The organism is Nitrospirillum viridazoti CBAmc, assembly GCF_000730165.1.
Classification (GTDB): Bacteria; Pseudomonadota; Alphaproteobacteria; order Azospirillales; family Azospirillaceae; genus Nitrospirillum; species Nitrospirillum viridazoti.
Map to the genome: position 1 here is coordinate 149,976 of NZ_CP022113.1, position 21,511 is coordinate 171,486.

The window sequence follows — 21,511 nt, forward strand, 5'->3', positions numbered from 1 at the left end:
GCACCTACCCCCATTCAGGGTAGGATGGCTCAACCTGTTGGGGTGGCCATTCGAGGCGCGTGATTACGGCGGTAGCTTACTTGTTCCGACAGCCGATTGATGAGCGGCGACAGGGGCGCGACTCAGGCGGAGACGGTTTCAAGGTGCGCCCACCCCAGGGCCAAGGCGCCGGCCAGGCCCGCCTCCCCGCCCAGGCCCGGCGGCACGATGAAGCCGGTCAGGCCCTGGGTCAGGACGGGGTGGTCGATGTAGCCGCCGATGTGACGTTCGGCATGATGGCGGACGCGGTCCAGCAGGCCGAGGCGCCCGCCCACGCCGCCGCCGATGACGATGCGCTGCGGCGACAGCGCGAACAGCAGGTTGGCCGCCATCTGGCCCAGATAGTCGCCCACCAGGTCCCAGACGGGATGGTCGTCGGCCAGCTCCGTGGCCGGCCGGCCCACGCGCGCCTCGATGGCGGGGCCGCAGGCCAGTCCCTCCAGGCAATCGCCGTGATAGGGGCAATGGCCAGCATAGGGGTCGCGGGCCGGATCGCGGCGCACCAGCAGGTGGCCGCCCTCGGGATGCACCAGGCCGTGTTGCGGACGCCCGCCCACCACCACACCCACGCCGATGCCCGTGCCCACGGTCACGTAGACATGGCTGTCCAGGCCCCGCGCCGCGCCCCAGCGGCCTTCGCCCAGGGCGGCGCCGTTGACGTCGGTGTCTATGGCGACCGGAACCCCCAGGGCGTTGGCAAGATGGTCACGCACCGGCGCGCCGGCCCACCCCGGCTTGGGTGTGCGGGTGATGCTGCCGTATTCCGGGCGGTGGGGATCCAATTGCAGGGGCCCGAAGCTGGCGACGCCCACCGCGTCCAACCCGCCCATGCGCCCGCCCAGCTCGCGCAGCGTCTCGGCGCAGCGCGCCAGCGTTTCCTCCGGCGAGGTGGTGGGGATGCGAACGGTCTCGATGGACTGCGGCCGCCCTGTACCCTCCATGACGGCCGCGCCCACGACGGCCTTGGTGCCGCCCAGTTCCACCGCCCCGATACGCCTCATGACCGGACCTCGATCCAGCGTGCCTGCCAGGCAGCTAGGGGCACGGCCGCCGGGTCGACATCCTTTTCCACCACCACGTCCCGCCCGGCGGAGCCAGTGGGCAGCGCTACCGTGACCGTCTCGCCCGTCAGGTTGGCTAGGCACAGCAGGGGTCGGAAGCCGACGCGCCGGAAGCCCAGGACACCCGCCGGTAAGCCAGCCAAGGGCTGAGCAGGTTCCGCGCCATGCAGGGCGGGCAGGCTGGCGCGCACTCTGATCAGCTGATGCAGGGCGGTATGGAACGCGCCTGCGGCGGTGGCGCCGTCATCGCGTCCAGCGGCCTGGTCCCAGTCCATATGCGGCCGATGCAGCCAGCGGCCTTCGCCATTGGGCAGGCCGGACAGCGGGGCGTTGGTCAGCGCGATTTCGTCCCCCATGTACAGAACCGGCAGGCCATCCAGCGCCAGGGTGACCTGGTACAGCTGCAGCAGGCGGGCCAGGGCGGCATCCGTGTCCGCTTCGCCGGGGCGCCCTTCCGGCCGCAGGCCCACCAGCGAGGCCGCCATTCCGTTGGTGCTGGGTGCGCCGCCGCCGTCTGCCTGGAAGGCGGCGCCTAGGGCGTAGCTGCCGGCCGTGGCGCCGGCGTAGAAGGCGGAAACCCGGTGCAGCGTCTCTTGCGGGATCAGGGCGGCCAGCGCGTCCCAGATGATGTCGTCATGGCAACGGACATAGGTGATCCAGGCCGCCTGCCGCGGCCGCCCAGACAGCCGGTCCAGCAGGGCATGGGCGGGGTTCGCGTCGCCGGTCGCCTGGGCCAGCCACAGGGCCGTCATCATGCCGTTGTTGTAGGCCAGGTGGCATTCGTTGGCGGCCGGCAGCCCGGTGGCCTCATCCCGGCCGAAGAAGGACACCACGTCGTCCGGGTCGACGATGGCCTCGCCCTTCAGCAGCACGCCGGGCGCCGCAATGGCCAGCAGCGCCCGCCAGGCCTGCACGATCCAATGGGTCTGCGGCAGCCCCCGGCAGGACGTGCCCGGCGTCTTCCACAGGAAGGGCGTGCTGTCCAGGCGGAAGACGTCGACGCCCTGGTTGGCCAGGTGCAGCAGCACCTCCAGCATTTCCAGGAACACGGCCGGGTTGGCGTAATTCAGGTCCCATTGGTAGGGGTAGAAGGTGGTCCATACCCAGGCGCCACCGCCATCGCGGGCCAGCGACGGCTCGGGGGTGAAATTGCCCGGCGCCGTCTTGGGGAAGACTTGGCCCAGCGTGGCCTCATAGGCGGCGACCTCGTCCGCGCTGTCCAGCACGTGGTAATAGGCGCGATAGGTCGGATCGCCCGCCAGTGCGGCTTGGGCCCAGGCATGGTCGCGGGCGGTATGGTTGCACACCACGTCCAGGCACAAGGCCATGCCGGCCTGGTGGGCATCCTCCGCCAGCGCCCTCAGATCCTCCGCCGTGCCCAGGCGGGGTTCCACCGAACGATAGTCGGCCACGGCGAAGCCGCCGTCATTGTCGCCGGACTGCATGGCCAGCAGGGGCAGGGGGTGCAGGTAGGTCACACCCAGGTCCGCTAGATAATCCAGCCGCCGCCGCACCCCGGCGAGCGTGCCGGCGAAGCGGTCGACATAGAAGCAATAGCCCAGCTGGTCCGGCCGCTGGAACCAGTCGGGCTTCGCCTGACGCCACGTGTCCAGGTCGGCCAGGGCCTGCGGCCGGTTCCGCGCCGCCCGGGTGACGGCCTCACGCACCTGGCCCAGCCAGTGGTCCAGCCAGTGGTCCGGTCCGGGGGTGCCGCCATACAGCCGCCGCAGCAGGGCGTCGGCCACGGGCCAGTGCCGGTCCAGGCGATCGTGCAGGGCCGCAGCCCGGCTGAAGACGGAAGAGGTCATGCCGTGAAAGTTCCAGGAGGGTCGATGTCAAAAAGAACCGGCTGGCGGGAGGGTGCCCGCGACGGGCGTTCCCACTGGGGAGGAAAGTGGGGCCCGCCAGCCGGTGCCAGGGTCAGAAGCTGTATTTGACGCCGGTCTTGAAGGTGCGGCCGTTGATGGACCGCGCCAGCAGGATGCCGTTGCTGGGCACGGCATCGGTGGTTCCATCCACCTCGGTCAGGCCCAGGGTGTTGAACAGGTTGTTGGCGGAGAACGACCAGACGATGTCGTTGGTCAGGTTATAGGTGGCGAACAGGTTGACCTGGGCATAACCGGGCATCACCAGCTTGTTGGTGGTGTCGGCGTAGCTGTCGGTGGTGCCGATGATGTTCACGCCCACGCTGTAATCGTTGCCCACGTAGGACGGGGTGATCTGATAGACGAAATCGGCCTGGCGCTGGGGCACGTTGCCCACGTCGCTGGGGGTGATCTCATCCTTGGTGATGCGGGAATGGGTATAGGTGACGCCCGCGTCCAGCTGGAAGGCGCCGTAGCGGTAGCTGGCCTCCAACTCCGCCCCCTCCGCGTCATAGACGCGGGAGATGAAGCGCTGGGTCAGCGAGGTCACGTCCTGGTTGGCTTCTTCGGTGTTGGCGTAGAAGCCGGTGAGGAAGACGCTGAGGCCGACGTCAGACCGCCATTTCACGCCGCCCTCGGCCTGCTTCACCTTGTTCACCGCGTTCTGATAGGCGGTGGAGCCATCGGCGTTGATGGAACCGAAGGCCAGGCGGTCGGCGTTGGCGCGTCCACCCTCGCTATAGCGCACGAACAGCGCCAGATCGTGGTCGATGGCGTAATTGGCGCCGATGGAATAGGAAATGTAGTGCCAGTCGTAATTGACCGGGTTGGCCGCAGACTGGTTGACCACCGGCACCGTCAGCTCCGGCACCTGCAGCACACCGTCCTGGTTCACGTCCAGGGACGTGGTGCCCGTGGGTCCGGCGTAGCTGCCCGAGGCATGGCCGTAATCGTAGCGCAGGCTGGCGTCCACCGTCAGCTTGTCCCAGGCCCAGTTCAGGGCGGCATAGGGCGCGTCGATGTCATAGTGCATGTCATAGCTGCGCACGCAGCAATTGCCCCAGTAGGGCTCGCCATAGGCGACCAGGCCGTTGGAGGTGACGGCCTTGCCACTGGCGTTCAGCACGTTCAGCAGCGCGCCGTCCTTGCCGTTGACCGTCTCCAGATAGGTGTTCCAGTGCCAGTCCATGTCGATGTTCTGGCGGGCCTTGTAATAACCGAAGGAGACGGCGCCTTTGCCCAGGGGCAAAGTGTCCAGCGTCTTGGTGACCTTCAGGTCGTTGGTGTAGGTGCCCAGGTCGTTGAGCTTGACGTTGAACAGGGCGATGCGGGATGCCAGCCCGTTGCCGCCCACGCTGGCGGCGCCGACCGTCTGGCCGGCGTTGGGACCACTGGCGTATTGCAGGGTGGCGCCGGTGCCGCCGATTTCCGTCGCCAGGACGGAGGCGCGGTCCACCTCCTGCGGGTAGGGGCCAACGAAGTCGCCGGTGTTGTCGGCCACGCGGAACTTGTCGTCCAGCGTCCAGCCGGGCGCCACCTCGAATGAGGCCTCGCCGCCGAACGCCGTGCTGACCGGGTGATAGCCGTCGCCGATGTTGGTGGTCAGGCGGTTGCCGTTGGCATCTATCGCCAGGTCCTTGCGGAAGTAAGGTGATTGGAAGGCGCCGCTCAGCGCGTCGAATCCGGGCAGGGAGGAGATGTGCGGGTTGCTGCCGCTGCCGGAAATGGCCAGCGGCACCGGGAGGTAAACGGGCGAGCGGTCGTTCAGGTATTTGAAGTCCAGGCGGATGAAGCCCTTTTCCATGTCGTGGGTGACGTTGGCCTTCACCTGGCCGCCGTTCATGGCGTCGTCATAGCCGACGGAACGCGGGCCCTCGCCGGTGTGGTAATAACCGCCGACATGGAAGCGCCAGCCGGGGGCGATGGGGCCGCCATAGGCGAAGTCGGCCCGCGTCTCGTTATAGTCCAAACCCCGGGTCAGGCCGATGGCTCCCCCCTCCTTCTCGCCGGTGTCGCTGACGAAGTTGATGACGCCGCCGGGCGCGTTGCTGGCGAAGGTGGAGGCGGAGCCGCCGCGGACGGCCTCCACGCGCGCCACGTTGTAGTCGGCGCGCAGATAGGTGTCGGCGGTGCCGAAGGCGATGTCGCCGAACTGCATCACCGGCAGGCCATCCTCCTGCAACTGCAGGAATTTGGCGCCACCGGAGGCGACCGGCAGGCCGCGGACCGCGATGTTGGCGTTGCCTTCGCCGCCCGACGCCTCGGCCCGGAAACCGGGGATGTTGCGCAGGATGTCGGCGGCGCTGCTGGGCGCGGATTGGGCGATCTGGTCCGGGTTCAGCGTGCTGACCGAGATGCTGGTGTTGAACTTGCTCTGCGGCAGGGCCGTGGCGGTGATGACGATTTCATCCATGTCCAGGCCCTGCGGGGCTTGGCCCTGGGCGGGAACCTCATCGGCTAGGGCGGGGGTGAACAGGGCGGGCGTGACGGCGGCACCCAACAGCAGGGCGCGGGCCAAATGGCGCTTCATGGTGATCTCCCTAGTTTGTCTTTTTTTTATTGTCGATTGTGGGCGACCTCCCCGGCCGCCTCTGGACGCCTTTACCCAAACACACGTTACAACCGATTGCAATAGTCTTCTGGAGTTTTGCTGAGTGGCTTCATTCCGCGAATGACACGGTGCGCGACAGGCGCATTAATCTTTATTAACCAAGAGCTTGTCAGTCGGCTTGGTGGTGGGGCAATGGGCCGGCCAGGGCAGCGGCAATTGTTTTTTATACAACCGATTGCAATTTTCTGCTGGGGCGATCAAGGTGCGTCCGCTGGGGCTCGCTTCGATGCCGCCCCGGCGCCAAGGATAAGCAAGAGTTGAAGGGAGGATGGGATGAACGGCGGCAGTCCGCTGGGGTCCTGGGATGTGGCGATCATCCTGGTGTATGTCGTGGTCATCATCGCCATCGGCCTGGCGGTCAGCCGGCGCCAGCGTACGGCGTCGGACTATTTCCTGGCCCACAAGTCCAAGACCTGGCCCGTCATCGGCCTGGCCCTTCTGGCCTCCAACATCTCCAGCACCACGCTGATCGGCCTGGCGGGCGCCGCCTACGACCACGGCATCGCCGTTTTCGATTATGAATGGATGGCGGGTGTCGTCCTGGTGTTCTTCTGCATCTTCCTCTTGCCCTTCCTGCTCAAGACGGGCGTCTACACCACGCCGGAATTCCTGGAACGGCGCTATGACCGGCGCTCGCGCCTGCTGTTCTCTGGCCTGACCCTGTTCCTGAACATCGCGGTGGACACGGCCGGCACGCTGTACGGCGGGGCGTTGATGTTCCAGCTGGCCTTCCCGGCCGTGCCCATGGGCGTCATCGTGCTGCTGCTGGCCCTGGGCGCCGGCATCTACACCACGGCCGGCGGCCTGGCAGCGGTTATGGTGACGGAGACCATCCAGGCCGTGCTGCTGCTGACCGCCGCCGCCGTCATCGCCGTCATGGCCTTCAGCCAGGCCGGCGGTTGGGACGCGGTGATGGCCGCCACCAAGCCCGAGATGCTGAGCCTCATCCGCCCGGCCAACGACCCGGTGCTGCCCTGGACGGGCCTGGTCACCGGTGTGCCGCTCATCGGGTTTTATTTCTGGTGCACCAACCAGTTCATGGTGCAGCGCGTGCTGTCGGCCAAGAGCATCGACCATGGCCGCTGGGGCTGCCTGTTCGCCGGCCTGCTGAAACTGCCGGTGCTGTTCCTGATGGTGCTGCCCGGCACCGCCGCCCTGTTGCTGTTCCCGGGCCTGCCGCGCGGCGACCTGGTCTACCCCTCGCTGGTGTTCAAGTTGCTGCCCGCCGGCGTGGTCGGGTTGGTGGTGGCAGGCTTCCTGGCGGCCATCATGTCGGCCACCGCCTCCACCTTCAATTCCGCCTCCACCCTGGTGACCATGGATTTCGTGCGCCTGCGCTGGCCCCACCTGGGGGAGAAGCGCTTGGTGACCACCGGGCGCCTGGCCACCCTGGCCTTCATGGCCCTGGCCGTACTGTGGGCGCCGCAGATCTCCCGCTTCGGTTCGCTGTGGCAGTACCTCCAGGCCATCCTGGCCTACGCCGTGCCGCCGGTCGTGGCCCTGTTCCTGGTGGGCCTGTTCTGGGCGCGGGCGAACGCCACGGGCGCCTTCGCCGCCTTCGCCGGAGGGTTGGCCCTGGGCCTGGGCTTGTTCGTCTATTGCGTGGTGCTGGGGCACGGCGGCCCCCACTTCCTGCTGATGGCGCCCGTGCTGGTGCTGGCCTCCGCCCTCATCCTGGTGGTGGTCAGCTTGGCCACGGGTGACGGCAAGCCGGGCACCGGCCAATCCAAGGAGGGCGCGGCGCTGGTATGGACGCCGGCCGTCTTCCGGGCGGAGACGGCGACCCTGGCGGGGCAGCCGCTGTGGATGAACTATCGGGTGCTGTCGCTGGGCCTGGTGGGCCTCACCGCGGTCCTGGTGTGGTGGTTCCGCTGAGGGCGGCCCCGCAGCTGGCCCGCACCACCAGTTCGGTCGGCAGCATGACCGAGCGGGCGGTGCGGCCGGCGATCTGCGCGAACAGCAGGTCCACCAGCAGGCGGCCGCCGGTGGCGGTATCCTGGCGCACGGTGGTCAGGGCGGGGTTGTAGAAGGCCGCCATCTGGATGTCGTCATAGCCAACCACGGCCACGTCCTCGGGCACCTTCAGGCCCTGGTCCTGCAGGGCGCGGATGGCGCTGATGGCGATGACGTCGGAACAGGCGAACACCGCATCGAAGGATGCGCCGCCACAGATCAGGCTGCGCATCGCCGTCAGTGCTGCGGCGCTGGCGAAGCGCGTGGGCACGTCCAGCGCTGGATCGGGTTCGATGCCGGCCGCCGCCAGGGCCGCGACATACCCCTCATGACGCAGGCGGATTTCCGGCACCGTCCGCTGGCCCAGGAACACGATGCGTTGCCGCCCCTGGGCGATCAGGTGGGCCACGGCGCGCTCCGCCCCCGCCCGGTTATCGGATCCCACGGTCACATAGTGTTGCTCGGGCAGCTGGGCTCCCCAGACCACCAGGGGCATGCCGCGGGCAGCCAGCCGCTCCAGCCCCAGGTGGGCGGTGCTCTGGCCGATGGCGATCAGCCCGTCCACCCGCCCGGTATCGACCAGGTCGGCCATGCCGTTCGTCCGTCCGGGACCGATCTTGGACAGCAGAAGATCATAGCCGTGGTCGGCAACGGCGTCGGCGATATGGCCCAGCAATTCCAGGAAGAACGGGTCGGAAATGGGCTGGTCGTGTTCGTGCAGCAGGGGGATGACCACGGCGATGGTGTGCGTGTGTCCCTTGCGCAAACCCTGCGCCCGCGTGTCGACCCGGTAGGAGTGGGACTCCACCAGGGCCTGGATGCGGGCCCGCGTCTCCTCATTCACCAGCGGGCTGCCGGACAGGGCGCGTGATACGGTCGATTTGGAAACACCGGCCATGCGCGCGATGTCGTCCATCTTGACAGCGCCCATCTTGGTCCTCGCCTGGCCTTCCTGTGTCGCGGCCGTCGCGGCCGGCTTATCAGCCATGTCCTGATCCTGACAGTTCAACCAGCGGACCATACAACAGCGGGTCCGGATTGCCGACGGTCACGGCGCGTCCCACCCCAAGGCCAAGGCGCCGGCCAGGCCCGCCTCCCCGCCCAGGCCGGGCGGCACGATGAAGCCGGCCAGGCCCTCGGTCAGGGCGGGGTGGTCGATGTAGCCGCCGATGTGACGTTGGGCATGATGGCGGACGCGGTCCAGCAGGCCGGGGCGCCCACCCACGCCGCCGCCGATGACAATCCGCTGGGGCGACAGCGCGAACAGCAGGTTGGTCGCCATCTGACCCAGATAGTCGCCCACCAGGTCCCAGACGGGGTGGTCGTCCGCCAGGTCCGTGGCTGGCCGGCCCACGCGCGCCTCGATGGCGGGACCGCAGGCCAGACCCTCCAAGCAGTCGCCGTGATAGGGGCAATGACCACCGTAGGGGTCGCGGGCCGGATCGCGCCGTACCAGCAGGTGACCGCCCTCGGGATGCACCAGGCCGTGCTGCGGGTGTCCGCCCACCACCACGCCAACGCCGATGCCCGTGCCCACGGTCACGTAGACATGGCTGTCCAGGCCCTGGGCGGCACCCCAACGGCCTTCACCCACGGCGGCGCCGTTGACGTCGGTGTCGATGGCGACGGGAACCCCCAGGGCGTTGGCCAGGTAATCATGCACCGGCGCGCCGGCCCACCCTGGCTTGGGGGTACGGGTGATGCTGCCGTATTCAGGGCGATGGGGATCCAGTTGCAGGGGCCCGAAGCTGGCGACGCCCACGGCGTCCAGGCCGCCCATGCGACCGCCCAGTTCGCGCAGCGTCTCAACGCAGCGCGCCAGCGTTTCCTCCGGCGAGGTGGTGGGGATGCGGACGGTCCCGATGGGCTGCGGCCGCCCTGTACCCTCCATGACGGCCGCGCCCACGACGGCCTTGGTGCCGCCCAGTTCCACCGCCCCGATGCGCTTCATGCCCTGCCTCCCGCTTTTGAGGCGGGCATCCTGCCAAGGGCAGGGCCGTCTGACAACGATGGCAGTTGCCGGCCGCGTGGTTAGGCGGCCAGCAATTGCTGTATGTCCGGCACGGGCAGGTTGGTCAGGTCCTTGGCAACCTCAGCCACGATGACGTCACGGGTCGCCGGGGTCAGATGTTTGCGCAGGATACCCAGGGCGCGCGGCGGAGCGGCCAGTACCATGCGGCCGACCGTGCCGGCCTGCACCATGGTGTCCAGATGCTGGGCCACATGGGCCAGGAATTCCGCCTCCGCCTGCTCCTGCCAGTCGGTTTCCTCGGTGGCGCTGCGCACGGTGCCCATGCCGAAGCGCCCGGGCTGGTCGGTACCCAACTCGCGGGTGGGCGTGGTCGGCCGCGTCTCCGTGTGCTGGACGGTCAGGTTCAGGGCTTGGGCGTCGCCATCGTTGCGCAGGACCAGCATTTTGGCGCCGTCGCATGTCACGATCCAGCTGTGCCGGGCAATCACAATACCGTCCATGATCTCATCCCTCCCAGTCGATGCTCGTTCGTCACCCGGGCTTACGGGATCCGAATTTACGGGACCCAAGCCTGCGGGGACGCCTGCCGGGGAACGGCGGGGCGGTGGAAAGGTTCCAGCCCTTCGGGCACCCGGTGGCCAAGAGACGTGCGACACAGGGCGGAATCGACAGCTGGCCCGACAGGGTGGAAAATTTTCCGGCCATCCTCAAGGTCTGGGATTCCGCTTGTCTCCACACCCGTCCGCACGCCAGTCTGAGGCGAGAGAGCCCGCCCAAGCCTTGAAAGGGGAACCATGACCGTTGCGTCCAACGACCGCCGCCTTGATGGAATCCCGGTCCGCTTGGATCGTTGCATTACCGGAACGGATGGTCGCTGATGGTGCGCCGGCATCTCTTGGCCTGTGTCGCCCTGGGTATGGCCGTTATCGGCATGGCTTCCGTGGGCAGGGCCGCGCCGCCCGCAGACCCGGCTGACAGCCTGCGGGCCGTCGTCGAGGCCTCGGCCGATCGTCTGGCATTGGCCCATCAGGTGGCGTTGTCCAAGTGGGACAGTGGTGCCGCGGTGGAGGATGGCGGACGCGAGGCGGTGGTGATCATGAGCGCCGTCTCCCAGGGCGAAGGCCAGGGGTTGGAGCGCATCTGGGTGGCCAGCGTTTTCCGTGCGCAGATCGAGGCCAACAAGCTGGTGCAATACGGCTTGATCGCGGACTGGGCGCGAAGCGGGGCGGCGCCGGACCATGCGCCGATTGACCTGGTGCGTGATGTGCGCCCGCAATTGGACACGGCGCAGAAGGCGCTGATGGCTGCCCTGCCGGGCGTGGCCCCCTTGCGCGCACGGAAGACTTGCCGGGCGGAGGTGGCGGCGGCGGTGAACGATTATCTCTATCGTCGCCAACTGCCGGCGGGCACGCTGGACGCCATCGCGCTGGACCGCGCCATGGTCGGGGTGTGCGGCGGGTAGCCCTGCGTGTGGGGCGCAGGTGGGGTTCGCGGCCCGGGGGATGCGGGCAGAACCGGTCTTGCGACAGAATGATTGCCTTATCGAGCCCGGCGCCCTGCCGCGGCCCCTATGAAAGCGTACCCCCATGAAAGACCGCATTCGCGTTCGTGAGGACCGTCTCTTGTCCAAGGGCTGGTCCGAACTGCGCAGCGTCACCTTCGACTATCACCGCCGCGACGGTGACTGGCAGACCATGACGCGCGAGGTTTATGACCGGGGACACGGCGCCGTCATCCTGCCCTATGACCCGGTGCGTGGCACCGTGCTGCTGATCCGCCAGTTCCGCTATGCTGCCTACGTCGCCGGCTACACGACCCCCATGATCGAGGCGGTGGCCGGCCTGCTGGACGACACCTCGCCCGAGGAAACCATCCGCCGCGAGGCAGAGGAAGAGGCCGGCTGCCGCATCGGTGAGGCGCGCAAGGTGTTCGAGGCCTTCATGAGCCCCGGCTCCGTCACCGAACGCCTGACCTTCTTCGTCGCCCCCTACAGCGCCGCCGACCGTGTCGGCGCCGGCGGTGGCTTGGTGGCGGAGGGCGAGGACATCGAGGTGCTGGAGCCCACTTTGGATGAGGCGTTGGCCATGGTGGCCGACGGCCGCATCGTCGATGCCAAGACCATCATGCTGCTGCAGTACGCCAAGCTGAACGGACTGGTGGGCTAACGACCCGTCAGCGGGCAAGCCGTTGCTCGTCGTCGATGAGGGTCAGCCGGCGCGGGGCTGCGGAACCCCATCGCCAGAGCACCAAGTTCAGGTCCATCGCCCCGGCGCCCCGGGCGTAGCTGCGGACCAGCAGGCCGTGGAAGCCTTGTGCGATCAGACGCCGGGCGAAGGCCTGGGTGGCGGCCTCCCCCGTCTGGCGCATCCGCTCGCGCCAAGCCGGGTCGGCCAGGCCGTCGGCATCCATGCCTTCCGAGGCCAGCGCGGCGGTATCGCGGGTGTCGAAGACGGCGGCGATGTCTGCGTCATAGGAGACAAGGGTGGTGGGTTGCAGGGCGCCCACCTGGTTGGCCTCCCGCACCGCTGTCATGATGGAGAGGGAGCAATAGAGCGCCGGTGTGCCCTTGGCGTTGAAGCGGCCACCATGAAGCTCCGCCCCCCGTCCGGACAGCGGCTCCCGTGCATACACCGGATTCAGCGCACGATAGAGCAGGCCCCGATACTCCATAGGCGGGGGCTAGGCGTGGATGCCGGCGTCGACGGCGTCGATATAGTCCAGCACATCGGTGGCCCGGCCGTCGCGCACCAGCTGCATTGCCGTTTGACCGGCGAAGCCGGCCAGGGGTTCGGATCGGTACCAGGCGTAGGCGATCAGGGCCGAGCCGAAACGTGGCTCGACCTTATTGATGACCTCCACCATTTCCCGCAGTCGCCGCTGGGTCTTGGCGGACCGCAGGCGATCCTTGCGCTGGATGGCGTCGCGGCCCAAGCCGGCTGACCGGGCGATCTCCTCGCTGGTGGTGCGCAGGCTGTCGGCGATCTTGGCCGGTGCGAACAGGCCGTGGTCCGCGTATTGGGTGAGTGACATGGCCGCGATCCTCATAGCCACCATATATGACGCAATATGGCGTCAATTCCTGCGGCTATCAAGATTGGCGGTCAGTCGACATAGACGAGGAACTGTTCATACCGCCCCGCGTCCGCCCGGGCGACAATGCGCACGCTGCGGCTGGCGTAGCGGGCCTGGTAGATCTCCTCGGTGAAGCCGCCGCGCAGGCGGCGGGCCATGGGCTTCAGGTCCGTCACGGCGCCCAACGGGCCCAAGGTCGCGGCATAGTCCGCCAGCGCCGCCGGGCTGAAATAGGCGGCGCCATTGGCGGTCAGGTGGGTGGCGTCGGCGTGGCCATGGGCCAGGCCCTCCAGGAAGGCGCGCGCGGTCGCGGTTTCCTCCGCGCTGGGTTGGGTCGCCAGCGGCAACAGGGCGCTGATCTTCTGGGCGATGCCGGCCGGGTCGCCATAGTCGCTGTTGACCAGCACGACGATGGCCATGCCCAGGTCCGGCCACACCCGGTTTTCCGCCAGGAAGCCCGAGACCTCGCCGCCGTGGCGCAGCAGGCGGGCGGCGCCGTCGCTGGTGACCGTCAGGCCCAGGCCATAGCGCGCGTCCTGGCCGTTGTTCAGGCGCACGCTCGTCTCCATGGTGCGCCAGCTTTCCGGCTTCAGCAGCTTCTGCCCCATCAACGCGATGTCCCAGCGGGCCAGATCCTGCGGCGTCAGGGCCAATTGGGCGGCGCCCACCAGCCAGCCGGGCGCCTCCTTCGGGGCGGGGCGCGGCTGGCCCAGGGCGTAGCGGGTGTAGCCGGCGGCGTCCTTGGGGCCCAGCGGGCCCTTGTCGATGTCGGCGGCGTCCAGGCCCAGGGGCTTCAGCACCCGGTTGGTGAGGAAGGTGAAGAATGGCTGGCCCGAGGCCTTTTCCACGATGCGGGCGGCGATGGTGAAGCCGGTGTTGGAGTACTGCCAGGCCTCGCCCGGCTGGAAATCCAGCGGTACTCGGGCCCAGCGGTCGAAGATGCCGTCGGCCGTGATGGGCTTTTCCATCATGGCGGGGACGTAGTCCTGCGGCCAGAAATCGCGATAGCCCGCCGTATGGCTCAGCACCTGGCGGATGGTGATGCGATCGCCGTCGGTCAGGTTGGGGATGAATTTGCCCACCGTGTCGTCCAGCGACAGCGCGCCATCCTCCACCAGCAGCATCACCGCGGCGGCCGTGAACTGCTTGGAGACCGAGCCGATGGCGAAGCGCTGCGCCGGCGTCGCCGCCACCGCCGGTTCCCGCCGCGCCTGGCCATAGGCGTGAACGTAGGCAATGGTACCGTCGCGCACCACGGCGATGGAGGCACCGGGCGTGCCGCTATCCGCCAGCGCCTGCGTCACCGCCGCGTCGATCTTGGCGGTCACGTCGGGGGCCAGGTCCGCGCCGGTGGCGGCGCCAGACAGCAACAGTCCACTCATGAACAGGGTGGCGAGCAACGTACGCATGAGCTTCCCGGGGTGGGCTGAAGGGACGGTCATCCTGTCACTCCGTCCCGCTTTAGGAAACGGGGCTTAGTAACGCGCCCAGGCGCCTGCCGTGCCAAAGACCGTCGCCTCCAGCGCAAGAAAAAGGGGACGGCCCTCCGCTCCTTGGGAAGCACCGCCTTTCGACCGGCGCCGGCGCCCCTGTCACGGGATCAGCGCGCGGTGGCCACCGCCAGGGCGCGCAGGGCCAGGGCCACACCCTCGCCATAGGCCGGGTCGGCCTTGGCGCAGTTAGCGATGTGGCGCTCCTGGATCGCCGCCTCCGCCCCGCTCAAGGACCGGGCGGTGTTCTCGAACAGCAGCTTCTGCTGCGCCGGGTTCATCTTGCGGAACAGGATGCCTGGCTGCTCCCAATGGTCGTCGTCCACCCGGTGGTCCCAGTGGGTGGCCGTTCCTTCCAGCGGCAGGGGCGGCTCGGCGAAGTCGGGATGGTCGGGCCATTCGCCATAGCTGTTGGGGTAGTAGTGCAGCGTGCCGCCTTTATTGCCGTCGGTGCGCATGGCGCCGTCGCGGTGATAGCTGTGGAACGGGCACTTGGGCGCGTTCACCGGAATGTGGTTGAAGTTCACCCCCAGGCGATAGCGCTGCGCGTCGCCATAGGAGAACAGCCGGGCCTGCAGCATCTTGTCGGGGGAGAAGCCGATGCCGGGCACGATGTTGGCGGGGGAGAAGGCCGCCTGCTCCACCTCGGCGAAGACGTTGTCCGGGTTGCGGTTCAGCTCCATCACCCCGACCTCGATCAAGGGGAAGTCCGCCTTGGGCCAAGTCTTGGTCAGGTCGAAGGGATTATGCTTGTGCGCCTTGGCCTGGGCCTCGGTCATGACCTGGATGGACAGGGTCCAGCGCGGGTAGTCGCCGGCCTCGATGGCGCCAAACAGGTCGCGCTGGTGGCTTTCGCGGTCCTTGCCGATGACGGCCTCGGATTCGCCGTCCGTCAGGTTCTCGATGCCCTGCTGGCAGGTGAAGTGGAACTTCACCCAGTGCCGCTCATTGGCGGCGTTGATCAGGCTGAAGGTGTGGCTGCCGAAGCCATGCATATGGCGATAGCTGCGGGGAATGCCGCGCTCGCTCATGACGATGGTGACCTGGTGCAGCGCCTCGGGCAGTAGGGTCCAGAAGTCCCAATTGTTGTTGGCGCTGCGCATGCCGGTGCGCGGATCCCGCTTCACGGCGTGGTTCAGGTCGGGGAAGCGCAGGGGGTCGCGGAAGAAGAACACGGGCGTGTTGTTGCCCACGATGTCCCAGTTGCCTTCCTCAGTATAGAACTTGACGGCGAAGCCGCGGATGTCTCGCTCCGCGTCCGCGGCGCCGCGCTCACCGGCCACGGTGGAGAAGCGGACGAACAGGGGCGTCTGCTTGCCCACCTCGGCGAAGATCTTGGCCTTGGTATAGCGGCTGACGTCCTGTGTGACGGTGAAGGTGCCGTGGGCGCCGCTGCCCTTGGCGTGCATGCGGCGCTCGGGGATCACCTCGCGATCGAAATGGGCCAGCTTTTCGATCAGCCAGATGTCCTGCAGCAGGGCGGGACCGCGCGGTCCGGCGGTCTGGATATTCACATTGTCCACCACCGGCGCGCCGGTGGCATGGGTCATGTGGGGCGTGGACGGGCCACCGGACTCGAATGTATCGGACATGGGTGCGGGCTCCATGAAGGCGTGGGGGAAGCCCGGGGTAGGGCCCCGGTGCTCACGCGTCGGATTTGGCCCGTAAGCAGGGGCGGGTTTCATTCACAACCCGCCCTGCCGTTGTTGCGCCAACCGCATCACCTCTGCGGTGTTCCGGCGGCCCCTTCGGGCCTACGACGGCATGACCTCATGCCGCTGGCGTCACGCCGTGTAGCCGCCGTCGATGGTCAGGCAGGCGCCGGTGATGAAGCCCGCCTCCGGCCCCGCCAGATAGGCCACCAGGCTGGCGATCTCGCTATCCTTGCCCAGGCGGCCGATGGGCATCAGCGTCATCAGGCGGGTCAACACGGCCGGGTCGGTGGGCACCATGTCGGTGGCGGTGGGGCCGGGTTGGATGGCGTTCACGGTGATGCCCCGGGGGGCCAGGTCGATGGCCATGCCCCGCGTCATCGCCGCCACCGCCCCCTTGGTCATGCTGTAGACCGATGCGCCGGGAAAGGCGGTGCGGTTGGCCGCTACGCTGCCGGTGGTGATGACGCGCCCGCCCCTGCCCATATGGGGCAGGGCCGCCTGCACCGCCGCGAAGGCGGCGCGGACATTGACCGCCACCATGCGGTCGAAAGTCTCCAGCGGGTAATCGTCCACCAGGCCATGGGTCAACAGGCCGGCGTTGTTGACCAGGATGTCCAGCCGGCCCTGCAGCTGCGCCACCTCATCCACCGCCTGGCGCAGGGCGACCACGTCGGCGCTGTCGGCGCGGATGGCCAGGGCCCGGCCACCTGCGGCCTTGATCTCATCCACCAGGGCCCCGGCCAGCGCCTCCGACGAGGCATAGGTGAAGGCCACGGTGGCGCCGTCATGGGCCAGGCGGCGGACGATGGCGGCGCCGATGCCGCGAGAGCCGCCGGTGACCAGGGCGATCTTTCCGCCGAAGGGAAGGGTCATGATGTCTATCTCCATATTGTTACAGATGTAACAGTCTAAAATTAGGCTGAGTCCGATCCTTGAGGCTCATGGAGCCCAAGGGGGTTAAGCAGTCACTTCAGGCTCTTCAGCGCCAGGCGGGCCACGCCCCGCAACGTGTCGGCGTCGGCGCCGGCCCTGGCCGACACCTTCAGCCCGGCCAGGGTGGCGCCCAGAAAGGCGGCGGCCGTTGGCACGTCCACGTCCGTTCCCATTTCACCCGCCGCCCGGGCGGCGGTCAGCTGGGTTTCCAGGGCCTGGGCCAGGGTATGGGCCGAGGCGTCACCGATGGCCGCGACCTCCGCGTCCGCCCGGCCGAACTCGCATACGGCGCTGACGCCCAGGCAGCTGGGATGATGGGACGCCGCCGCCTTGGCGATGAAGGCCATGAAGGCGTATTCCACCCCCGTCAGGGGCGTGGGCGCCGCCGTCATGGCGTGGATGAAATCGGCCACGTTCTCCTGGTTGTAGCGGCGCAGGGCCGCGAGATAGAGCTGCCGCTTGTCGCCGAAGGTGTCGTACAGGCTCTGCCGGCTAATCCTCATGGCGCGGAGCAAAGCGTCGGTCGAGGTGCCCTCGAAGCCGTGCTGGGAGAAAAGGGCGATGGCGGCGCCCAACGCCACCTCGCCGTCGAATTCCTTGGGTCTCGCCATGATTCCCAGATAGTGATTCCAGACTGATCTGTCCATAATTATTCGACAAAAAGCCGCACGATTCTTCTAAATCCTTGGATGTGAAACGATATTGGCCGCCGCAAAAAGTGCCGCCCTGCAACATTTAACAAGGCTTAACGCCAAATCGGTGCAGGTCCGGACAATAGTGGTGCGGTTGGCGCACATACACTGCAAGGCGAATGGGGGCTAAGCCGCCGCCTGGTTGGGGTCCGTCACGGACCTCTGGCATCCCCCCTGTGATCACCAGACCTGAGGCCCGCGGTTCCCCGACTGCCGGCCCGGAACAGAGATGAGGGACGCGAGATGTCAGACGTTGCGATGAAGTACTTCTACGCCACCGCCATCCACGGGTCGATGCGCGCGGCCAGCCAGAAGATGAACGTGGCGGTGTCCTCCGTCAGCCGGCAGATCGCCCAGCTGGAGGCGGCCATGGGCATGCCCCTGCTGGAGACCGGCCGCCGGTCGGTGAAGCTCACCACCGCCGGGCAAATGGTATTCGACTACTACCAGGCGCAGATGGCCGACCGTGAGGCCTTCACCGCCCGGCTCGAGGCGTTGCGCGGCATGCGCATGGGCACGGTGGAACTGGCGGTGGGCGAGGGCTGCACCGTCCAGGCCGTGCAGGGCGTGCTGGAGACCTTCCAAAGCCGCTATCCCGGCGTCGAGCTGGCGCTGCACACCGTCTCAACCGCCGAGCTGGTGCGCATGGTGGTGGATGACGAGGTGCACATCGCCATCGGCGCCCAGATTCCCAGCGATCCCAAGGTGCGCGTCCGCACCTCCGCCCGCCAGCCGCTGATGGTGGTCAGCCGCCCCGACCACGCCGTGGCCAAGCGTGGGGCGGTGACCCTGCAGGATCTGTCCGCCCACGATCTGTGCCTGTCGCCGCGTGACACCCGCATCCGCCAGCTGCTGTCGGCGGCGGAAATGCGCCACCAGGTCTGGCTGCGCGCCACCATCACCACCAATTCCGTCCATACCATGCGTGAACTGGCGCTCAGCGGTCGCGCCGCCACCATCCTGCCGCGCGCCGCTGTGCTGGCCGATCTTGAGGACGGCTGCCTGGTGGCCACGCCGTTGTGCGACGTCGATACCGACACCACGACCGTCGACCTGGTGACCCGCCTGGGCCGTCAACTGCCCCACGCCGCCACGCTGGCCCTGTCGCTGCTGGAACAGCAGGTGCACCGTTGGGGCCAGGGCGGCGGCTATCAGGCGGGCGCTCCCGCCACCGCGCCCATGGCCGCGGTTCACGGCCGGGCCGAACGCCGCGTGGGGTTGGAGGCCGTTGCCTGAGCCGGCCGCGCCGCCGTGGTCATGGAAAGAGGGCGGGTCTGCCGGTCCGCCCCTTCGCGCCCGGAGGAGGCCCGCGCGGATTATCCTCTCCCCCGGGTGATGCGCACCGATACGCCGTCGATGATGGCGGGAACGGGGGCGGAGGGCTTGTCCACCTGCACCGTGATGGTGTCGATGCGGGGGAATTCATCCAACAGGGTGCCGGCCACCGCCTCCGCCACCGCCTCGATGGTCATGAAGCGCCGGGCGGTGGCGACGCGGGTGGTCGCCGCCGTCAGCTTGGCATAACACACGCTCAGATCCCAATCGTCGGCCTTGCCTGCCACCGACAGATCCAGCGTGCAGTCCAGCGAGATGTAGAAACGCTGGCCCAGCTTGGCCTCTTCCGCCGTCAGGCCGTGGTGGGCGTAGATGGCGATGCGGTGGACCAGGATGTGATCGGTCATGGGGTGGTTTCCTCTCAAGGCCGGGGGCAACGCCACTGGGGTCAACGCCATTGGGGCCAACGCCGCTGGGCCCGGCACAGGCTGCCCTTTCCCCGGTGCGCTGTCACGGCCGTTCCGTCACGCCTTGCCCTGCCCGCGCTGTGGCATAAATGTGGGCATGTGATTTGGCTGTTGCGCCGGGAAAGGGGCCGTCGCAGGGTGGCGCCCTCCGTCCTATAATGGCCATCCCCAGCGGGTTCTCCCGTAAAACCGGATCGTACGCCCATGCCTGCCGCCCCCGCCGGGACTCTCGCCGTCCACCGCCAGCGTTTGCGCCTGGATTGCCCCGTCGTTTTCCCCGGCTTCCGCACCCTGACCCCGGCGGAGGAATTTCGGGCCGTGGCAGACTGGTGCGACGCGAACGGCGTCACCCATGACCAGTACGGCCAGGGCGACCTGCTGACGGCGTTCGAGGGCACGGTGGCGGGTCTGCTGGGCAAGGAGGCGGCGGCCTTCATGCCCAGCGGCGTCATGGCCCAGCTGATCGCCATGCGGCTGTGGACCGAGGTCAGCGGCGTACCCCGCTTCGGCATGCCCCACACCTCCCACCTCGCCCTGCATGAGGAGGAGGCCTATCAGGCCTTGTTCAATTTCCACGGCGTGCCGGTGGGTGATCGCCGCCGGCCCATCCTGGCCCGCGATCTGGCGGCTGTGTCCCAGCCGCTGGCGTGCCTGTTGGTGGAACTGCCCTTGCGCGAGATCGGCGGGCAACTGCCGGACTGGGATGAGTTGCAGGCCCTGAAGGAATTGGCGCGGTCGCGCCAGCTGCCGCTGCACATGGATGGTGCCCGCCTGTGGGAAAGCCGCGCCTATTACGGCCGCAGCTATGCCGAGATCGCCGCCGGCTTCGCCTCCGTCTACGTCTCGGTCTACAAGGGCATCGGCGGCGTCGCCGGGGCGGTGCTGGCCGGTGGTGCCGATTTCATCGCCAACGCCCGGCTGTGGCAACGGCGCCTGGGCGGCACCCTGGTGCGGCAGAGCCCCATGGTGGCCACCGCCGCCATGCGGTTCGAGACGCGGCTGGCCCAGATGGACGCCTGCTACCGCCGCACCCTGGACCTGGCGGCGGGCCTGGGCGGCATTCCCGGCATCCGCCTGAACCCCGCCGTGCCGCAGACCAACATGCTGCACATCTTCTTCGACCGTCCCGCGGAGATGGTGGCGGAGACGCGGGACGCCATCGCCGGCGACGAGGGCCGCTGGGTGGCGGGGGAAATCCGCTCCACCGACGTGCCGGGCTGGAGCGTGACCGAGCTGTATGTCGGCGACACCCTGCTGGGCCTCGACAACGCCCAGGTGCTGCCCTACTTCGCGCGGCTGGCCGGCGTTTGACGGACGGCGCCAAGCGGGTCGTCGCTGTCTCAGGCGAGCTGAATCTCGCGTAAGCGCTATCCGGAAATTCAACGCCGTATTCGGGATGTCGGATTGTTCGAGAGCGACAATGCAGCACCCCTTCGCGTCTTTGGCGCGCTGGAATTGGGCGGCGGAATACGGGAACCCCTATCCGCGCGGGGGCCTGTCGATAAAGTCCATTAATTCAATGATAAACGAAACTTCTTGAGCACGCCGTCGTGTAAGAGTGGGCCATTGTTTTGCAGGGGTACTCGCAGTGCCTCACCCCCGCCCCAGGAAGGGCTGCCCTATCGGCAGGATCACGGATTCCAGGACGTTGATCTCTGCCGGCATCGCCGCGACGCAGTGGATCAGGTCGGCCACGTGTTCCGGCTGCATGGTTTGTTCCGGGCCAAGCCGGTCCAGCCCGGGAACCAAGTTCGTCATGGCCGAGCCCGGGCGGATGACGCCGGCGGTGATGCCGTGGCCGCGGCCGTCCAAGGCGATGGCGCGCGTCAGCCCGTCCAGCGCGAATTTCGACGCGGTGTAGGCGGCGGTGTCCTCGCGCGGGGTCAAGGCGGAGATGCTGCCGACCATCAGGATGCGCCCCCGCCGACGGGGTTTCATCAGCCTAACGGCCGCGCGGCTGCACAGGAACGCCGACGTCAGGTTGATGTCCAGCACCGCCCGCCACCGGGCCAGGGTCAATTCCTCCAGCGGGGTCTTGTCGGCGATGCCGGCATTGTTCACCAGCAGATCGGGGGAGCCGAGGTCATGGCCGATGGCGGCGAACACGTTCTCCACTTGATCTTCCCGCGTCACGTCGGCGGCGTAGGCCTGGGCGCTGCCACCGGCGGCCCGCGCCTCGGCCGCGACCGCCTCCAGCCGATCCAAGCTGCGGGCGACCAAGGCAACCTTCATGCCCGCCGCCGCCAGCCTGCGACCCACGGCCGCCCCGATGCCGGAACTGGCGCCTGTCACGATCGCCACCTGGCCGGAAAGATCCATCGTTGAAATCCTCTATTCATGTTGAACCGACCATGCTTCTAATATGACATGGACAAAGATAATACGACATCGGCAAACAGTGATGGGCAACGGCCACCCCAAGACCA

The 21,511-nt window shown here is 67.9% G+C and carries 19 protein-coding genes; 5 read left to right on the plus strand and 14 right to left on the minus strand.

All coding sequences use genetic code 11. The features are described 5' to 3' along the window. Positions 1-122: 122 nt before the first annotated feature. The 3 genes from Y958_RS28825 to Y958_RS28835 all read right to left on the minus strand — a co-directional run bounded on the left by Y958_RS28825 (position 123) and on the right by Y958_RS28835 (position 5,495). Complete coding sequence (locus tag Y958_RS28825) at positions 123-1,040, minus strand: ROK family protein (RefSeq protein ID WP_088875374.1); 918 nt, start codon at positions 1,038-1,040, stop codon at positions 123-125. After that, a complete protein-coding gene (locus tag Y958_RS28830) occupies positions 1,037-2,908 on the minus strand; it encodes an alpha-amylase family glycosyl hydrolase (RefSeq protein ID WP_088875375.1) in 1,872 nt (623 codons plus the stop codon). The genes Y958_RS28825 and Y958_RS28830 overlap by 4 nt, the downstream gene beginning before the upstream one ends. Before the next feature lie 112 nt (positions 2,909-3,020). Further along, entirely contained in the window at positions 3,021-5,495 is a 2,475-nt protein-coding gene (locus tag Y958_RS28835; RefSeq protein WP_088875376.1) for a TonB-dependent receptor, read from the minus strand. A 354-nt stretch (positions 5,496-5,849) separates the two neighbouring features. Here Y958_RS28835 and Y958_RS28840 point away from each other — a divergent pair, with 354 nt between their 5' ends. Continuing rightward, positions 5,850-7,451: a sodium:solute symporter gene (locus Y958_RS28840; RefSeq protein WP_088875377.1), complete on the plus strand. Its 1,602-nt coding sequence runs from the start codon at positions 5,850-5,852 to the stop codon at positions 7,449-7,451. Here Y958_RS28840 and Y958_RS28845 read toward each other — a convergent pair. From Y958_RS28845 to Y958_RS28855, 3 genes are all read right to left on the minus strand, one after another. Next, positions 7,420-8,517: a LacI family DNA-binding transcriptional regulator gene (locus tag Y958_RS28845; protein ID WP_088875378.1), complete on the minus strand. Its 1,098-nt coding sequence runs from the start codon at positions 8,515-8,517 to the stop codon at positions 7,420-7,422. The genes Y958_RS28840 and Y958_RS28845 overlap by 32 nt on opposite strands. 60 nt (positions 8,518-8,577) lie before the next feature. Beyond that, positions 8,578-9,480 (minus strand): ROK family protein, encoded by a 903-nt coding sequence (locus Y958_RS28850; RefSeq protein ID WP_088875379.1) that lies wholly within the window; start codon positions 9,478-9,480, stop codon positions 8,578-8,580. An 80-nt stretch (positions 9,481-9,560) separates the two neighbouring features. Continuing rightward, the gene (locus Y958_RS28855; protein ID WP_088875380.1) at positions 9,561-10,001 is read right to left on the minus strand and encodes a baeRF12 domain-containing protein; all 441 of its coding nucleotides are present in this window, start codon (positions 9,999-10,001) and stop codon (positions 9,561-9,563) included. Between the two features lie 377 nt (positions 10,002-10,378). Here Y958_RS28855 and Y958_RS28860 point away from each other — a divergent pair, with 377 nt between their 5' ends. Both Y958_RS28860 and Y958_RS28865 read left to right on the plus strand, forming a co-directional pair. Further along, positions 10,379-10,963: a chorismate mutase gene (locus Y958_RS28860; protein WP_145727917.1), complete on the plus strand. Its 585-nt coding sequence runs from the start codon at positions 10,379-10,381 to the stop codon at positions 10,961-10,963. Between the two features lie 124 nt (positions 10,964-11,087). Then, the gene (locus Y958_RS28865) at positions 11,088-11,666 is read left to right on the plus strand and encodes an NUDIX domain-containing protein (RefSeq protein WP_088875382.1); all 579 of its coding nucleotides are present in this window, start codon (positions 11,088-11,090) and stop codon (positions 11,664-11,666) included. A 7-nt stretch (positions 11,667-11,673) separates the two neighbouring features. On the opposite strand, the gene Y958_RS28870 is transcribed toward Y958_RS28865, so the two are convergent. The 6 genes from Y958_RS28870 to Y958_RS28895 all read right to left on the minus strand — a co-directional run bounded on the left by Y958_RS28870 (position 11,674) and on the right by Y958_RS28895 (position 17,262). After that, positions 11,674-12,171 carry an RES family NAD+ phosphorylase gene (locus Y958_RS28870; RefSeq protein ID WP_088875383.1) on the minus strand — a complete coding sequence of 166 codons (498 nt, stop codon included), beginning with the start codon at positions 12,169-12,171 and terminating at the stop codon, positions 11,674-11,676. Between the two features lie 9 nt (positions 12,172-12,180). Further along, positions 12,181-12,531: an antitoxin Xre/MbcA/ParS toxin-binding domain-containing protein gene (locus Y958_RS28875; protein WP_088875384.1), complete on the minus strand. Its 351-nt coding sequence runs from the start codon at positions 12,529-12,531 to the stop codon at positions 12,181-12,183. Between the two features lie 71 nt (positions 12,532-12,602). Beyond that, entirely contained in the window at positions 12,603-13,982 is a 1,380-nt protein-coding gene (locus Y958_RS28880) for a serine hydrolase domain-containing protein (protein WP_088875385.1), read from the minus strand. 191 nt (positions 13,983-14,173) lie between these two features. Beyond that, positions 14,174-15,655 (minus strand): catalase, encoded by a 1,482-nt coding sequence (locus Y958_RS28885; protein ID WP_186291656.1) that lies wholly within the window; start codon positions 15,653-15,655, stop codon positions 14,174-14,176. Positions 15,656-15,847: 192 nt separating this feature from the next. Further along, on the minus strand, positions 15,848-16,591 hold the full coding sequence (locus Y958_RS28890) for a 3-oxoacyl-ACP reductase family protein (protein ID WP_088875386.1): 744 nt from the start codon (positions 16,589-16,591) through the stop codon (positions 15,848-15,850). A 92-nt stretch (positions 16,592-16,683) separates the two neighbouring features. Next, positions 16,684-17,262, minus strand: coding sequence for a TetR/AcrR family transcriptional regulator (locus tag Y958_RS28895; RefSeq protein ID WP_088875387.1), 579 nt, complete (start codon positions 17,260-17,262; stop codon positions 16,684-16,686). Positions 17,263-17,586: 324 nt separating this feature from the next. Between Y958_RS28895 and Y958_RS28900 the strand changes: the two genes are divergently transcribed. After that, positions 17,587-18,579, plus strand: coding sequence for a LysR family transcriptional regulator (locus Y958_RS28900; protein ID WP_088875388.1), 993 nt, complete (start codon positions 17,587-17,589; stop codon positions 18,577-18,579). An 80-nt stretch (positions 18,580-18,659) separates the two neighbouring features. Here Y958_RS28900 and folB read toward each other — a convergent pair whose 3' ends face one another. Beyond that, positions 18,660-19,025 carry a dihydroneopterin aldolase gene (folB, locus tag Y958_RS28905; protein WP_088875389.1) on the minus strand — a complete coding sequence of 122 codons (366 nt, stop codon included), beginning with the start codon at positions 19,023-19,025 and terminating at the stop codon, positions 18,660-18,662. 264 nt (positions 19,026-19,289) lie between these two features. Between folB and Y958_RS28910 the strand changes: the two genes are divergently transcribed. Continuing rightward, a complete protein-coding gene (locus tag Y958_RS28910) occupies positions 19,290-20,396 on the plus strand; it encodes a threonine aldolase family protein (RefSeq protein ID WP_088875390.1) in 1,107 nt (368 codons plus the stop codon). Between the two features lie 282 nt (positions 20,397-20,678). On the opposite strand, the gene Y958_RS28915 is transcribed toward Y958_RS28910, so the two are convergent. Then, complete coding sequence (locus tag Y958_RS28915) at positions 20,679-21,404, minus strand: SDR family oxidoreductase (RefSeq protein WP_088875391.1); 726 nt, start codon at positions 21,402-21,404, stop codon at positions 20,679-20,681. Between the last annotated feature and the right edge of the window lie 107 nt (positions 21,405-21,511).